General features: G+C 54.9%; 12 protein-coding genes and 3 tRNA genes. 12 read left to right on the top strand and 3 right to left on the bottom strand.

What is annotated here, in order from left to right:
- Positions 1-354: 354 nt before the first annotated feature.
- Positions 355-678: a ferredoxin FdxA gene (gene fdxA / locus LG301_RS12655; RefSeq protein ID WP_263067628.1), complete on the bottom strand. Its 324-nt coding sequence runs from the start codon at positions 676-678 to the stop codon at positions 355-357.
- A 156-nt stretch (positions 679-834) separates the two neighbouring features.
- Positions 835-3414 (bottom strand): DNA mismatch repair protein MutS, encoded by a 2580-nt coding sequence (mutS, locus tag LG301_RS12650; RefSeq protein ID WP_404471513.1) that lies wholly within the window; start codon positions 3412-3414, stop codon positions 835-837.
- A gap of 110 nt (positions 3415-3524) precedes the next feature.
- Between mutS and LG301_RS12645 the strand changes: the two genes are divergently transcribed.
- The 9 genes from LG301_RS12645 (at position 3525) to LG301_RS12605 (ending at position 10691) form a co-directional block, all read left to right on the top strand.
- Positions 3525-4058, top strand: a complete 534-nt coding sequence (locus tag LG301_RS12645) for a CinA family protein (RefSeq protein ID WP_404471512.1) — start codon at positions 3525-3527, stop codon at positions 4056-4058.
- Positions 4059-4147: 89 nt separating this feature from the next.
- A complete protein-coding gene (gene recA / locus LG301_RS12640) occupies positions 4148-5212 on the top strand; it encodes a recombinase RecA (RefSeq protein ID WP_404471511.1) in 1065 nt (354 codons plus the stop codon).
- Positions 5213-5251: 39 nt separating this feature from the next.
- Positions 5252-5731, top strand: coding sequence for a regulatory protein RecX (locus LG301_RS12635; protein ID WP_404471510.1), 480 nt, complete (start codon positions 5252-5254; stop codon positions 5729-5731).
- A gap of 139 nt (positions 5732-5870) precedes the next feature.
- Positions 5871-8480, top strand: coding sequence for an alanine--tRNA ligase (alaS, locus tag LG301_RS12630; RefSeq protein WP_404471509.1), 2610 nt, complete (start codon positions 5871-5873; stop codon positions 8478-8480).
- Between the two features lie 106 nt (positions 8481-8586).
- Entirely contained in the window at positions 8587-9837 is a 1251-nt protein-coding gene (locus LG301_RS12625) for an aspartate kinase (protein WP_404471508.1), read from the top strand.
- Between the two features lie 196 nt (positions 9838-10033).
- Complete coding sequence (gene csrA / locus LG301_RS12620) at positions 10034-10222, top strand: carbon storage regulator CsrA (RefSeq protein ID WP_263067636.1); 189 nt, start codon at positions 10034-10036, stop codon at positions 10220-10222.
- 124 nt (positions 10223-10346) lie between these two features.
- A tRNA-Ser gene (locus tag LG301_RS12615) sits at positions 10347-10439 on the top strand.
- 30 nt (positions 10440-10469) lie between these two features.
- Positions 10470-10546: transfer RNA gene (locus LG301_RS12610), tRNA-Arg, on the top strand.
- Between the two features lie 68 nt (positions 10547-10614).
- Positions 10615-10691 (top strand) — tRNA-Arg (locus tag LG301_RS12605).
- Positions 10692-10891: 200 nt separating this feature from the next.
- Here LG301_RS12605 and LG301_RS12600 read toward each other — a convergent pair.
- Positions 10892-11896, bottom strand: a complete 1005-nt coding sequence (locus tag LG301_RS12600; RefSeq protein ID WP_404471507.1) for a tRNA dihydrouridine synthase — start codon at positions 11894-11896, stop codon at positions 10892-10894.
- 127 nt (positions 11897-12023) lie between these two features.
- Between LG301_RS12600 and LG301_RS12595 the strand changes: the two genes are divergently transcribed.
- From LG301_RS12595 to LG301_RS12585, 3 genes are all read left to right on the top strand, one after another.
- Positions 12024-12281, top strand: coding sequence for an OadG family protein (locus tag LG301_RS12595; protein ID WP_404471505.1), 258 nt, complete (start codon positions 12024-12026; stop codon positions 12279-12281).
- A 93-nt stretch (positions 12282-12374) separates the two neighbouring features.
- On the top strand, positions 12375-14198 hold the full coding sequence (gene oadA, locus LG301_RS12590; protein WP_404471504.1) for a sodium-extruding oxaloacetate decarboxylase subunit alpha: 1824 nt from the start codon (positions 12375-12377) through the stop codon (positions 14196-14198).
- Positions 14199-14210: 12 nt separating this feature from the next.
- Entirely contained in the window at positions 14211-15533 is a 1323-nt protein-coding gene (locus LG301_RS12585; protein ID WP_404471503.1) for a sodium ion-translocating decarboxylase subunit beta, read from the top strand.
- The last annotated feature ends 8 nt before the right edge of the window (positions 15534-15541 follow it).

The raw sequence follows: 15541 nt of genomic DNA, 5'->3' as shown, positions 1-15541 counted from the left end.
AAATAAAGGCGAGCCGACGAGGCTCGCCTTTCGCGATTTTGGCCTGCTTGTGATGGCCTCATTATCTGCCACAATACGTTCAGGACTAGGGGAGGCAAGGATGCTTCAGGCAGGATGCAACGGGATGCAGGTAGGTGCGCCGGGTGACACAGTGATGTGAGCCCTGGCAAGGACGTCACCTAAGGAAGTTGACACAGGGAGTGGTCAGAGGAAGTGCTTGGAGCGGGCGGCCTACGGGCCGCCTTTTTTTTGTGCGTGCGAGCGCTATAGGCGTAAAAAAACCAGCGTAAACGCTGGTTTTCATGAGAGCGACGAGGCTTAAGCAACTCTGCGAGTCTCAAGCGATAGTGGAACTCAGCGCTCTAGCTTCTCAAGCTTGCCGGTTTTACCATCCCACTCTTCTGCATCAGGCAGAGGGTCTTTCTTCTCAGCGATATTTGGCCATACGTCGGCCAGTTCCGCATTGATCTCGATAAACTGCGTTTGGTCATCGGGCAGCTCATCCTCAGAGAAGATTGCTTCAGCAGGGCATTCAGGTTCACACAGGGCGCAATCGATACACTCGTCTGGGTGAATAACCAAAAAGTTAGGACCTTCATAGAAGCAATCGACCGGGCAAACTTCCACGCAGTCAGTGTACTTGCACTGGATGCAGTTCTCGGTAACGACAAACGTCATCTTGCTATCCCTCTTGCAGGACCAGAAACGCTTCCGGTCATGGTCAATCGTGAATGGTTATAAATCAGCCGTTTTTTATAAGCTAAAAAGTATGAACGACATTCTAGAGGTGCCCTTACCCGTGGGCAAGCGCCACATGACCTTCTATTAAGACGATCACAGTAGTTCGCGCCATTGATACAGCAGTGCCAACGCCTCCCGAGGCGATAGATCATCCACTTCTGCTTTTTCAAGTGCTTCTACAACGGGGTGTGGTGCACTGGCAAAGAGATCGTTTTGCTGAGGCGTGTCTTTCTTGGCCTCTGCTGAAACAGAGCCTCGCTGCTGTTGATCAACGTCTCGCTGCTCCAAAGCGATCAGTTTTTCCCGTGCGCGGGCAATGACCGGCGTAGGCACGCCAGCAAGCTGCGCGACTTGTAGGCCGTAGCTTTGACTTGCCGGGCCTGCTTCGATGCGGTGCATGAAGACAATGCTATCGCCGTGTTCGGTAGCAGTGAGATGAATGTTGGCTACCCCATTCGCCTGTTCAGGCAGGGCGGTCATTTCAAAATAGTGGGTGGCAAACAGCGTTAACGCACGAGCCGCTGCTAAGTGCTCGGCGCTTGCCCAGGCAAGTGAGAGACCGTCAAAGGTACTGGTGCCGCGCCCAATCTCATCCATCAGCACCAAGCTGTGCTCGGTCGCGTTGTGCAGAATGTTGGCGGTTTCGGTCATTTCCACCATAAACGTGGAACGCCCGCCCGCTAAGTCGTCCGATGAGCCAATGCGAGTAAAGATGCGATCGATAGGGCCAATGTCAGCGGCATCAGCGGGCACAAAGCTACCGCTGTGGGCCAGCAGCGCGATTAGCGCTGTTTGGCGCATATAGGTCGATTTACCGCCCATGTTGGGGCCGGTGATAATCAGCATGTGCCGGTCGGGCGATAGCGTGACATCGTTGGGTACAAACGGCTTGTCGCTTACCTGTTCAACAACCGGATGTCGGCCTGCGCTAATGCTAATACCGGTCGTCTCAACTAACTGTGGACGCACCCAGTGAAGCGCCTCAGCGCGCTCGGCAAACGCGCAGAGCACATCCAGCTCGGCCAGTGCTCGAGAGGTGTTTTGCAGCGCGTGAAGCAGCGCGTTGAGCTCGCTCATCAGCTGGTCGTAGAGCCATTTTTCCCGTGTCAGCGCCCGTGACTTCGCGGAAAGCGCTTTGTCCTCGAACTCTTTAAGCTCTGGAATGATAAAGCGCTCCGCATTTTTTAGCGTCTGACGACGAATATAGTCGGCGGGAGCCTGCTGAGCCTGGGAGCGGGGTAGTTCTATAAAGTAGCCGTGTACGCGGTTATAGCCCACCTTCAAATTGGCAAGCCCCGTGCGCTCGCGTTCGCGCAACTCTAACTGCACCAGATATTCACCGGCATTTTCAGCCATGCCGCGATGCTCATCCAGCTCGGCGTCATAACCATCCGCAATGACGCCGCCATCGCGGATCACCACGGGCGGGTTTTCGACCAGCGCGCGGGTTAGTGTATCGGCCATCTCCGGATAGGGGCGAATGTGGGGCTTAAGGCTATCCAAGGCGCTGCCGCTTTCCACGTTGGCTAACAGCTGCTCAAGCTCGGGTAGGGTAACCAGCGCATCACGTAAGCGCGCTAAGTCACGCGGGCGGGCGCTATACAGCGCAACACGGCCAAGAATACGTTCTACATCGCCCACGTCGCTTAAGGTGTCGCGCAGCGCCATATAGGCAGCGTCGATGGATAGCAGGGCTACACCGGCTTGGCGACCCTCTACAGTATCTCGCTGGCGCAGCGGGCGATTAAGCCAGCGCTTTAATAGGCGAGAACCCATCGCGGTGGCACAGGTGTCTAAAACACTGGCGAGGGTGTTATCGCTGTTGCCGCCCAGGTTGATATCGATTTCTAGATTGCGTCGGCTGGCGGCGTCAATCACCACCGCATCGTCGCGGTTCTCAACGCCAATCGCCGTGACGTGGGGCAGGCGTGAGCGCTGGGTGTCTCGGGCGTAATCGACCAGCACCCCGGCGGCAATGAGCGCGCTCGTTAAGTGCGCGCAGCCAAAGCCGCGTAAGTCTTGTACTTCAAACTGGTCGCATAGGCTGCGGGTGGCGCTCTCCAGGTCAAACAGCCACTCGCCTTGGCGGCGCAGGCTACGTTTTTGCGACCAGGCATCAGGCAGCGTCAGGCTTTCCGGTACTAGCAGTTCGGCGGGGGAGAGGCGGGTTAGCTCGGCGAGCATTTCTGCCTCGCTCTCTACTTCTAGTACGTTAAAGCGCCCGCTGGAAAGCTCAAGCCACGCAAGGCCAAAGGCCTCTTTTCCTGGTGCGACGGAGACGAGGACGTTATCGCGACGTGCGTCCAGCAGCGCTTCATCGTGGAGCGTACCGGGGGTCACAATACGCACGACTTGGCGATCAACGGGTCCTTTGCTGGTGGCGGGGTCGCCGATTTGCTCACAAATGGCGACCGACTCGCCGCCTGCCACTAAGCGTGCTAAATAGCCTTCAGCGCTGTGGTAGGGCACCCCTGCCATGGGAATCGGCTTGCCCCCCGATTGGCCGCGTTGGGTCAGCGTAATATCCAGCAGCGCAGCGGCGCGTTTCGCGTCGTCGAAAAACAGCTCGTAAAAATCCCCCATGCGGTAAAACAGCAGTACCTCGGGGTGCTCGCGTTTAATCTTAAGGTATTGCGCCATCATGGGCGTATGAGTGGGGCTGGCCTGTGACATGGGTGTCCTGATTGAGCGTGGCGTAAGCCATGACGGTTTACGGCATGTTCTTTGCGCAAGATAAACGCTGTATTCTACGCTGAACTGAGGTCTTACTTGAAGGAGTCACCATGACGCCCAGCGTTTCCAGCCTGAAGAATCTTGATTTATCGTTGCTGGCTCAGCGAATGGGAAGGTTATGCCAGCAGCTTGGCGTAGAAGTAACGACTGCAGAGTCCTGCACCGGAGGCGGTATCGCAAGCGCCATCACCTCGGTAGCGGGCAGCTCGGCTTACTTTACCGCCGGGTATGTGACGTATTCGAACGCTGCGAAGAGCCGCCTATTAAAGGTGCCAGAGGCCACCCTGGAAAGCGTTGGGGCAGTCAGTGAGCCGGTAGTAAAAGCAATGGTAGCCGGTGCTTGCCGGGAAAGCGGTGCAGATGTAGCTGTCGCGGTGAGCGGTGTGGCAGGCCCTGAAGGCGGTAGCGCAGAAAAGCCGGTGGGTACCGTATGGTTGGCGTGGGGTAACGCTGAGCATCAGCAGGCCGAATGTTTTCACTTTCCCGGCGATCGCCAGGCAGTGAGAGAGCAGGCCGTACGCGAAGCGCTAGCCGGCTTAGTAGTGCGTCTCACCGAGCAGGCGCAGAGTCGTGAACATAAATAATGACTAAATATAGCGCTGAGGATTTGTTTAACCGCTAATCTTTGGCATACTACTGGCTAATTATACAGCTTGTTATGAGGAATCTCTGAATGGCTCAGGATGATAACCGCACAAAAGCACTCAATGCAGCGCTAAGCCAAATCGACCGTCAGTTTGGCAAAGGAACCGTCATGCGCTTAGGCGACGCGCCGCGCGTTGTGATGCCGTCGGTTTCAACCGGTTCGCTGGGGCTGGATATCGCACTTGGTATCGGCGGCTTGCCCTTCGGGCGCGTATGCGAAATTTTTGGCCCAGAGTCATCCGGTAAAACGACGCTGACGCTTTCAGTGATTGCTCAAGCGCAGAAGCAGGGCAAGGTGTGTGCCTTCGTCGATGCTGAGCATGCCCTTGACCCAAGCTATGCCGAAAAGCTCGGGGTCAATTTAGATGACCTGCTGGTTTCTCAACCGGATACCGGCGAGCAAGCGTTAGAAATTACCGACATGCTGGTACGCTCTGGCGGTGTTGACGTGATTGTTATCGACTCTGTTGCGGCGTTAACACCGCGAGCTGAAATCGAAGGCGAAATGGGTGACTCCCACGTGGGCCTGCAGGCACGCTTGATGTCTCAGGCGCTGCGTAAAATTACCGGCAACATCAAAAACGCCAACTGCTTAGTGATCTTCATTAACCAGATCCGCATGAAAATTGGCGTGATGTTTGGTAGCCCTGAAACCACCACCGGTGGCAACGCGCTGAAGTTCTACTCCAGCGTGCGCTTAGATATTCGCCGCACGGGGTCGGTAAAAGTCGGTGACGAAGTCACCGGTAACGAAACGCGTGTCAAAGTCGTTAAAAATAAGGTGGCTCCCCCGTTCCGCCAAGCTGAGTTCCAGATTCTTTATGGCAAGGGTATCTACCATGCCGGTGAAGTGATTGACCTCGGCGTGCAGTGCAACTTAGTCGATAAAGCTGGCGCGTGGTACAGCTATAAAGGTAAAAAAATCGGCCAGGGTAAAGCGAACTCAGCTCTGTACCTGGAAGAGCATCCAGAGATTATGCAAGAGATCGAAACCCAGATCCGTGAGCAGCTGTTAGCCAAGCCAGATCCTAAGAAGGAAGAGGCTGCGCCGGTGGCCGATGTTGCCGCAGATAGCGACGATGACGTGCTATAAACCCCTTCTTGATGCGTGTTGAAAGGATAGGGGATCGCTATGTTTGCTTCTGGCGGTAACGCCACTCCGCGAGATGTTGCGATTCAACTGCTAGCTCGGCGCGAATATTCCCGCGCCGAGCTAGCCCGCAAGTTGCGTCAAAAAGAGTTTGAATCTGACGCTATCGACAGCTGCCTGGATGCCCTGGCTGAGCAGTCGTTGCAGTCAGATGCGCGGTTTGCAGAAAGTTTTATTCGCTCGCGCATTGCGCGCGGGCAGGGCGTTATTCGCATCAAGGGGGAGCTGCGCCAGCGCGGCGTTGATCAGGAAACGCTGACCGCTGCGCTGGTGGCCGTACAAGAGCGTGAAGCGGTGGATTGGTTTGACATTGCCCGTGACACCTTGGCGCGGCGCTACTCTTCTCCAGGTGACACGCCTAAAGAGCGCGCTAAGCGTGAACGTTTTTTGGCAACACGCGGCTTTGATTTCGAACAAATTCGTTACGCGCTCTCCTGCCTTTCCGAGCCTTTTTCCACCTAATTTCGTCGTCTGTTTGGGCCGCTGCCACTAACTGCGGCTTTAGTCGTTTGACAACTGCGTTATAATGGCTCTTTTGCGACCCCAGCGGGTAGCGGCAATAGCGCCCTGGGGCATCACGCTTTCTTGTTACGGATACCCTATGAAAAGCGCAGAGATCAGGCAGGCTTTTTTATCGTTTTTTGAAGATCAAGGGCACACGATTGTGCCCACCAGCTCCTTAGTACCGGGTAATGACCCGACACTGCTCTTCACCAATGCGGGCATGGTGCCGTTTAAAGACGTGTTCTTGGGCCGGGACCCACGCCCCTATGTGCGGGCCACCTCTGCTCAGCGCTGCGTGCGCGCAGGCGGTAAGCACAACGACTTAGATAACGTCGGCTATACCGCGCGCCACCACACGTTCTTTGAGATGCTGGGTAACTTTAGCTTTGGCGATTACTTCAAGCGTGATGCCATCCGCTTTGCCTGGGTGTTTTTAACCGAAACGTTGGGACTGCCGAAAGAGAAGCTTTGGGTCACGGTGCATATCAGCGACGATGAAGCTGAGCGCATCTGGAAAGATGAAATCGGCATCGACCCCGAGCGCTTCTCCAAGCTGGATGAAGACAACTTCTGGCAGATGGGCGATACCGGCCCCTGTGGTCCCAGCTCCGAAATCTTCTTCGATCATGGCCCAGATGTATGGGGCGGCCCGCCGGGAAGTCCAGAAGAAGACGGTGACCGCTACATCGAAATCTGGAACTTGGTATTTATGCAGTTTGATCGCGATGCCCAAGGCACGCTGAATCCGCTGCCAAAGCCGTCGATTGATACCGGAATGGGCTTAGAGCGCGTGGCTGCTGTTATGCAGGGCGTGCACTCTAACTATGAAATTGATCTGTTTCAAAACCTGCTCAAGGCCGCTGCCGATGCCACCGGTCACAGCGATACCTCGACGCCGTCGCTGCGCGTGATTGCTGACCACATTCGCTCCTGTGCCTTCTTGATTGCTGACGGCGTGTTGCCCTCCAATGAAGGCCGTGGTTACGTGCTGCGCCGGATCATTCGTCGGGCGATTCGTCACGGCCACAAGCTGGGCGCCGCTGAGCCGTTCTTCCACAAGCTCGTGAGCGCGCTAGATGCTGAAATGGGCGAGGCTTACCCCGAGCTACACGAAGCCAGTGGGCAGATCGCCCGCGTACTGCTGAAAGAAGAGGAGCAGTTTGCCCGTACCCTAGACCATGGTATGGGCCTGCTGAACGCGGCGCTTGAAGAACTTCAAGGCGATGTGCTGCCCGGTGAAACCGTGTTCAAGCTCTACGATACCTACGGCTTCCCATTTGATTTAACCGCCGATGTTTGCCGCGAACGGGAAGTGTCCCTGGATGAAGCGGGTTTCCAGCGTGAGCTTGAGGCACAGCGCGAGCGGGCGCGTGCCGCCAGCCAGTTTGGCGCAGACTACACTGCCTCCATTGAGCTGGAAGGTGAAACCCAGTTCACTGGCTACGAGGTGCTGGAAGACCAAGCTACCGTTACCGCCATTGTGGATAGCGAGGGCAACGACCTGGCGGCGCTGGAAGCAGGCCAGAAGGGCACAGTGGTATTGGATCGCACGCCCTTCTACGGAGAGTCTGGCGGCCAGGTGGGCGATACCGGCTACCTGCACGTCAATGGCGGCCGCTTCCAGGTGACGGATACCCAGAAGCAGAGCGGCCACCACCTTCACCAAGGCGTGATGGTTGAGGGTACGCTTAGCGTCGGTGCCAACGTGCGCGGAGAAGTGGATGCAAGCCTGCGCGGTGCGACGATTCGCAACCATTCGGCGACCCATCTGCTGCATAAAGCACTGCGGCTGGTGCTGGGCGACCACGTTCAGCAGAAAGGTTCGTTGGTTAACGCGGAGCGCCTGCGTTTCGACTTTAGCCACTTTGAGCCGATGACCGCGGATCAGCTTGCTGAAGTAGAGCGCATCGTTAACGAGCAGATCCTTGCAAACGCACCGACTAAAATTGAGCAGATGAGCCTGGCGGACGCCAAGGAGAAAGGCGCAGCCGCGCTGTTTGAAGCGAAATACGCGGATAACGTGCGCGTGCTGACCATTGGCGCCGATGACTTCTCTATCGAACTGTGTGGCGGTACCCATGTGGCCCGCAGTGGTGACATTGGCTGCTGTCACGTGGTGAGCGAGGTTGGCATTGCCTCCGGTGTACGCCGTATTGAGGCTATTACGGGTGAAAACGCGATGGCTTACTTCCGCGAGCAGGAAGCCCGTGTGCAGCGTCTTGGCGAGCGCTTGAAAACCAAGCCCGAGCAGGTGGAAGCGCGTGTTGAATCGCTGGTAGAGCGTAATCGCAGCCTGGAAAAAGAGCTTGAGCAGTTAAAAGCCAAGCTCGCTAGCGCTGCTGGTAGCGATATGCTCAGCCAGGTGCAAGAGGTTAATGGCGTTAAACTGCTGGTGACGCAGCTTGAAGGTGTTTCAGGTAAAGATCTGCGCGGTATTTTGGATCAGTTGAAAAATAAGCTTGGTTCAGGCGTTGTCATGCTGGGTACGGCGGATGCCACGGCGGGTAAGGTCAGCTTGATTGCTGGTGTAACCCAGGATTTGACCCACCGCGTCAAAGCAGGTGAGTTGGTGAACCACGTGGCTTCCCAGGTGGGCGGCAAAGGTGGTGGTCGTCCGGATATGGCACAAGCGGGCGGCAGTCAGCCCGACGCCCTGCCGGAGGCGTTGAACAGCGTTCCGGCTTGGTTGGAAAACACGCTTAGCTAATTATTAAGGCCGGTGGCATTATCTGCTACCGGCCTTTTTATTAGTTAAGTAAATTAGCAATAACAACATTCACCCTCCATTCCCGAACCCATAGGAAAAACGGCATATGGCATTATACGTACAGAAGTTCGGCGGCACCTCGGTGGGCTCTGTCGACCGTATCAAGGCCGTGGCGGAAAAGGTCAAAGGCTTTCGTGATCAAGGCCACCAGGTAGTGGTCGTGGTCTCTGCAATGAGCGGCGAAACGAATCGCCTGACTGAGATGGCGCAGGCCCTTAATGAAGAGCCCGCACCGCGCGAAATGGATATGCTGCTGTCGACTGGCGAGCAGGTCACCATTTCGTTGTTGGCGATGGCGCTCCAGCAAATTGGGGTTTCTGCCACGTCTCATACGGGCGCTCAGGTAGGTATTCACACTGATAGTGCTTATACCAAAGCGCGCATACAGCGCATTGAAACCGACGACCTGAAAGCTGACCTAGACTCAGGCAAGGTGGTGGTGGTTGCTGGTTTCCAGGGCGTTGATGAGAACGGCAATATTACGACGCTGGGGCGCGGTGGTTCAGATACGACCGGTGTCGCACTGGCAGCGGCGTTAGGGGCCGATGAGTGCCAAATTTACACCGATGTCGACGGTGTTTACACCACTGACCCCCGCGTATGCTCCAAAGCGCAACGCCTTGAGAGTATTACAGTGGAAGAAATGCTCGAACTGGCGAGCTTAGGCTCCAAAGTGCTGCAAATTCGTGCGGTAGAGTTTGCAGGTAAGTACAACGTTCCGCTGCGGGTGCTGTCGAGCTTTGAAGACGGCCCTGGCACCCTGATTGTTGCAGACGCAGACCAAGACGAGGACTCTATGGAAGAACCGCTGATCTCCGGTATCGCTTTTACCAAAAACGAAGCCAAGCTGACCCTGTTGAACACGCCTGATGTGCCCGGCGTGGCCTCACGTATTCTAGGGCCCATTGCCGACGCGAATATCGAAGTGGATATGATCGTTCAGAACGTGGCGCCAGCAGGGGACTACACAGACTTTACCTTTACCGTTGCTAAAGGTGACTACAAAGCCACTAAAAAGCTTCTGGAAGAGACCGTCATCCCTGATTTAGGCGGTGGCGAGCTACGTGGTGATGATAATATTGCTAAGGTATCGTTAGTGGGCGTCGGTATGCGCTCTCATGCGGGGGTTGCTTCTAAAATGTTCCGCGTGTTGGCTGACGAAAACGTCAATATTCGTATGGTGTCGACCTCTGAGATTAAAATTTCGGTGGTGATTGACGAGAAACATATGGAACTGGCGGTTAACGCGTTACACAAGGCTTTCGGGCTGGATAAGACAGATATAGAATCTGAATAACAATTATGCCTTAAACCTTCTACGCTGAAGGGTAACTCGCTGCTGAGTGGTGGTGAGCTTTCTTTCAACGGGAGGTTAAGGTGTCATGGAGCCAGAGAGCCATTGGTGACGAGCGACGCCATGCAGCATAATAGGCTGGCGTCGCTTCTGGCGGACACATCCCGTTGTACTAAAACGTCTGAGAAGGAGATCAGCCATGCTCATCTTAACCCGCCGCGTTGGCGAAACGCTGATGATCGGTGATGAAGTGACCGTCACGGTGCTCGGTGTAAAAGGCAACCAAGTGCGTATTGGTGTGAATGCACCAAAAGATGTCGCGGTTCATCGCGAAGAGATCTATCAGCGCATTCAGCGTGAGCGTAGTAACGAAAGTGACGCTGAGTAAATGGCCGTGATTGCCACGCCCAACGTAGGGCGTTTGAGCGGTAAGCGTTGGTCGGTGCGAAAAATATTAGGAGAAGACTAGACAAAGGACGTCATAATCGGTAATATTCGCGCCGTGCCGTTGAGGAGAGGTGGCCGAGTGGCTGAAGGCGCTCCCCTGCTAAGGGAGTATAGGGTTTATAGCCCTATCGAGGGTTCGAATCCCTCTCTCTCCGCCAACTGCATTATGTAGCATTACAATTTGATACGCGCCCGTAGCTCAGCTGGATAGAGTACCTGACTACGAATCAGGGGGTCGGAGGTTCGAATCCTCCCGGGCGCGCCAAGTTGTAAAAGTAAGTGTTTGATGTTACAGTAATTTCATTGCTTGTTGTGTTAAGTAATGAACGTTAAGCGCCCGTAGCTCAGCTGGATAGAGTACCTGACTACGAATCAGGGGGTCGGAGGTTCGAATCCTCCCGGGCGCGCCAGAATTTAAAAACCCGCTCTCACAGAGAGCGGGTTTTCTGTTTTCTAGCCTGATCAACGTGGCTCGCACGTTGGTCTTGCGATCGTGTAAAGCGCCCCCGCATTTGCGGTAGGGCGCTTTTTTTTGCCCCGCTTAATTCGTTAGGCGATGCGCTGCGCGGCAGCGCTGTATTGGATGCGGTTAGTGGTGGCTGAACATTGCCTACGCCGGTTCACAGGTTGGGCGTGAGGTGCTGCTGGGTAGTAAGCTAGTTAACAGCGTATCAAGGTCTGTTAAACGCTTTAGGCGCTGAAAATGCTGGTCGGCCTCTGCATTGCCTTGGCGCATTTGTGCCAGCCACTGTTTTACGAGTGATACGACGACGCGATCAGGCAGCCCCTGCCGCTGTATAGCGGCATACTCTTTGAGCACGCTGACCCGCATATCCCAGGTGGTTTCGGGAAGCCTCTCTCCGGTTCGCTGCCAATGGCGAATGCGGGGGGCAAGCCAAGGGTCTGCTAGCGCGCTGCGCCCTAGCATGACATCGCGACAGCCGGAAAGCGTTCGTGCTTTCCAGTAGTCTTCGAGTGTCCATATATCCCCGTTGGCTACCACAGGAATAGATACCTGATGGCGAATTTTGCTGATCCACTCCCAGTGAGCGGGTGGGCGGTATCCCTCATCTCGTGTTCGGCCGTGCACCACTAGTCGCGCGGCACCGCCTGCTTGGGTGGCTTGAGCACAGGCCACTGCTAAGCGACGATCAGAGAAGCCAAGACGAATCTTGGCTGTCACCGGTATTCGGCCTTCCAGGGCTTCGGCAACCGCTTTTACCGCCTGGTAAACACGTTCTGGGCGACGTAGGAGTGAGGCGCCGCCGTCGTGGCGATTAACCAGCTTTGCTGGGCAGCCGAAGTTTAGATCGATACTGAGTGCACCCAAAGAAAGCGCCTGGCGGGCGTTTTCAGCCAGCGCCGCCGGGTCAGAGCCCAGTAGTTGAAGATGCACCGGTACGCCGCTGGGGGTAGCGACGGGGCGTTGACTAAGCTCGGGGCAGTGTCGGTAAAACACGCGCGGCGGAAGGCGTGCGTCAACCACCCGCACAAACTCAGTCACCGACCAGTCAAAACCTGCTTGCCGGGTGAGTAAGTCGCGGGTGAGCGCGTCGATAACGCCCTCCATGGGCGCAAGGCCTATTTTGCCGTTTTGTAGTAAATTAACAACCATGACTTCCACTATGGCGCCATTGCAATCTATCCTAGGTGTGGCAGGTTAGTGCATAGTCCTCACTGCGCCAAGTGCCTTAGTAGGCTTTTGAGGTGCCGATAAGCATTTGAAATAAGGAGAATGCGGTATGCAAGAGTCAGAGTTGCTCCAGGAGGGGTTGGCCTTGATGGGCCTTGGTATGGGGTTTGTTTTTGTTTTTCTTACGGTTTTAGTGATTAGCGTTACGCTAATGTCAAAGCTGATTGGCCGCTTTCAGCCAGTGCCAGTGGCAGCGCCTAGCCGTGGGAATGGCAAAAAAACGACGGCAGCAAACAATCAAAACGATGAGGTGTTGGCCGTGATTAGTGCTGCCGTTCACCGTTATCGTTCTTCACGCCGTCCTTAAGCAGCGTTTTTTGTAGTTAGCTTTCCTTGCTGCTAGCACTTTCTTTGTTAAATTTACTACAAATTCATAACGTACCAACTGTGAGCCACGACCATGAACGAAACAAAACGTCCTCTGGGAATCACTGATGTTGTCCTTCGCGATGCCCATCAATCGCTATTTGCTACTCGGTTGCGTCTTGATGACATGCTGCCGATTGCTGAAAAGCTCGATAAGGTGGGTTATTGGTCGCTTGAAACCTGGGGGGGCGCTACCTTTGATGCGTGCATCCGTTACCTGGGCGAAGATCCATGGGAACGCATTCGTGCGCTGAAGGAAGCTATGCCGAATACCCCCCAGGCGATGCTGCTACGCGGTCAGAACCTGCTGGGCTATCGCCACTACGCCGACGATGTCGTTGATAAGTTTGTCGAGCGCGCAAAAACTAACGGTGTTGACGTCTTTCGCGTCTTTGATGCGATGAATGATCCACGCAACCTGGAGCGTGCAATAAAAGCGGTGCGTCAAGTGGGTGGCCATGCGCAGGGAACTATTTCTTACACGGTAAGCCCGGTACATACCCTGGATAGCTGGGTAGATCTAGCCAAAACCATTGCCGCAATGGGGGCAGATTCGCTGGCTATCAAGGATATGGCGGGGCTGCTAACGCCGTATATCGCATACGAGTTAGTGACACGGCTGAAAAAAGAGCTGTCTATCCCGGTGCACTTGCACTGCCATGCCACTACCGGCCTCTCTACCTCGACGATCCTTAAGGCTGTGGAAGCGGGCGTGGACAATGTCGATACCGCTATTTCTTCCATGTCGATGACCTATGGCCATAGCCCCACTGAATCAGTAGTTGCAATGCTTAAAGATACCGGCCGCGACACTGGGCTGGATTTAGAGCTTTTGGAAGATATCGCTAGCTATTTCCGCGAAGTGCGTAAAAAGTACGCTGCTTTTGAGGGTTCGCTTAAAGGTATCGACTCGCGCATTCTCATCGCTCAAGTGCCGGGCGGTATGCTCACCAACATGGAAGGCCAGTTAAAAGAGCAGGGCGCTGGTGACAAGTTGGATGATGTGCTGAATGAAATCCCTCGCGTGCGCGAAGATCTCGGCTTTATTCCGTTGGTAACGCCGACATCGCAAATCGTGGGCACCCAAGCCGTTATGAACGTCATGATGGGGGAGCGCTACAAGTCAATTTCCAAAGAAGTTCAGGCGCTATTAAAAGGGGAGTATGGCTCCGCGCCTGCACCGTTTAATGCAGAGCTGCAAAAGCGTGTACTTGAAGGCGGCGAGCCGATTACCTGTCGTCCAGCGGATAACCTGTCGCCTGAAATGGACAGGCTGGCGGCTGAACTTAAAGAGAAGGCCAGTGCAGATAAAATTCGTTTAGCCGATGGCGAGCGGGAAATAGATGATGTGCTGACGTACGCGTTATTCCCACAAATTGGCTTGAAGTTCCTGAAAAACCGCGACAATCCAGATGCCTTTGAGCCAGCGCCCCAGGTACCTGAGGCGAGTGCGTCGAAAGCGCCTGCCAAAATTGAAAAGAGCGCCAACGTTCCTGTGACCGCAAGCGGTCCAGAAACCTATACCGTCAAGCTCAACGGCAAAGCGTTTGTGGTGGAAGTCTCCGAAGGGGGCGACATCAGCGAAGTAAAAGAGCAGACGGCGAGTGCCTCAAAAGAGCCGGCGGCCAGCGATGAAGTTGAAAGCAGTGGTGAAAGCATCGATGCACCGTTAGCGGGCAATATCTTCAAAGTCAATGTGCGACCTGGCGACCAAGTAGCGGAAGGCGATGTGGTGATTATTTTGGAAGCCATGAAAATGGAAACCGAAGTACGCGCCAGCAGTGCCGGTACCGTATCAAAAGTTAACGTCAGCGAGGGTGACAGTGTCACCGTCGGCGATTCGCTGATCGAGCTTTAAGGGCATTCGGCAATGGATAAGTTAATCACCTTATGGGAGGGCTCGGGGCTCTATAACCTCGAGCTTGGTCAGGCGGTCATGATTTTGGTAGGGCTTGGGTTGCTCTACCTCGCCATCTACAAGAAGTTTGAGCCATTGCTGCTGGTGCCGATTGGATTTGGCGGTATTCTTGCCAACATCCCTGAGGCTGGCTTGGCAATTTCTGCGTTAGATCAGGCGATCGAAGTCGCAAAGCCCGCTGTGCTGCAACAAATGGCCACTGCGCTTGGCGCAACCCTTGATCCATTAAGCGGTGTAGAAGCTTGGCGTGAGTCGCTGAAGACGATCGCATACGATACTGCAGCACCGGATCAGTTACGCGCGGCGAAAGACGTTGCCATGAACGTTGGCTACGGCGATGGCATGCTTTATAGCTTCTACAAAGTAGCGATTGCCTCTGGTATTGCCCCGCTGCTGATTTTTATGGGCGTGGGGGCAATGACCGACTTTGGCCCGTTGTTGGCTAACCCGCGTACGCTCTTTTTAGGGGCCGCTGCTCAGTTTGGTATTTTTGCCACGCTGTTTGGTGCCGTTGCGCTCTCTTCGCTAGGGGTTATGGACTTCTCCCTTAACCAAGCGGCAGCAATTGGTATTATCGGCGGTGCTGACGGCCCGACCTCTATTTACGTGTCGAGTGTCCTTGCTCCTGAGCTGCTGGGCGCAATTGCGGTTGCGGCGTATGCCTACATGGCGCTTGTGCCGCTGATTCAGCCGCCCATTATGCGCCTGTTGACCACCCAAAAAGAGCGCAAAATCACCATGACGCAGCTGCGTCCGGTATCCAAGCTGGAGAAAATTGTTTTCCCGCTGATGCTGCTAATATTGGTTGCGCTCTTTTTGCCTGATGCAGCGCCGCTGTTAGGCATGTTCTGCTTTGGTAATCTGATGCGCGAGTGCGGTGTGGTTGAGCGTTTATCGGATACTGCGCAAAATGCGTTGATCAATATCGTGACGATTATCTTAGGGCTCTCGGTAGGCTCTAAGCTGATGGCAGAAAGCTTTCTAACGTTCGAAACGTTAGGGATCTTAGGCTTGGGTATTGTTGCATTTGGGATTGGTACCGCCGCAGGTGTATTGATGGCGAAGCTGATGAACGTAGTGAGCAAAATACCTATTAACCCGTTGATTGGTGCCGCTGGGGTTTCGGCAGTGCCAATGGCGGCGCGTGTGGCCAACAAGGTAGGTTTAGAGTCTAACCCACATAACTTCCTACTAATGCATGCAATGGGGCCAAACGTAGCAGGCGTTATCGGCTCTGCCGTGGCGGCTGGGGTGATGATTAAGTATTTAGGCTAGTGTTAAGC

This window comes from Vreelandella venusta (genome assembly GCF_044809155.1).
Lineage (GTDB): Bacteria > Pseudomonadota > Gammaproteobacteria > Pseudomonadales > Halomonadaceae > Vreelandella > Vreelandella venusta_B.
The sequence above is the reverse complement of the archived record's forward strand: the minus strand, read 5'-3'. Positions and strand labels throughout refer to the sequence as shown.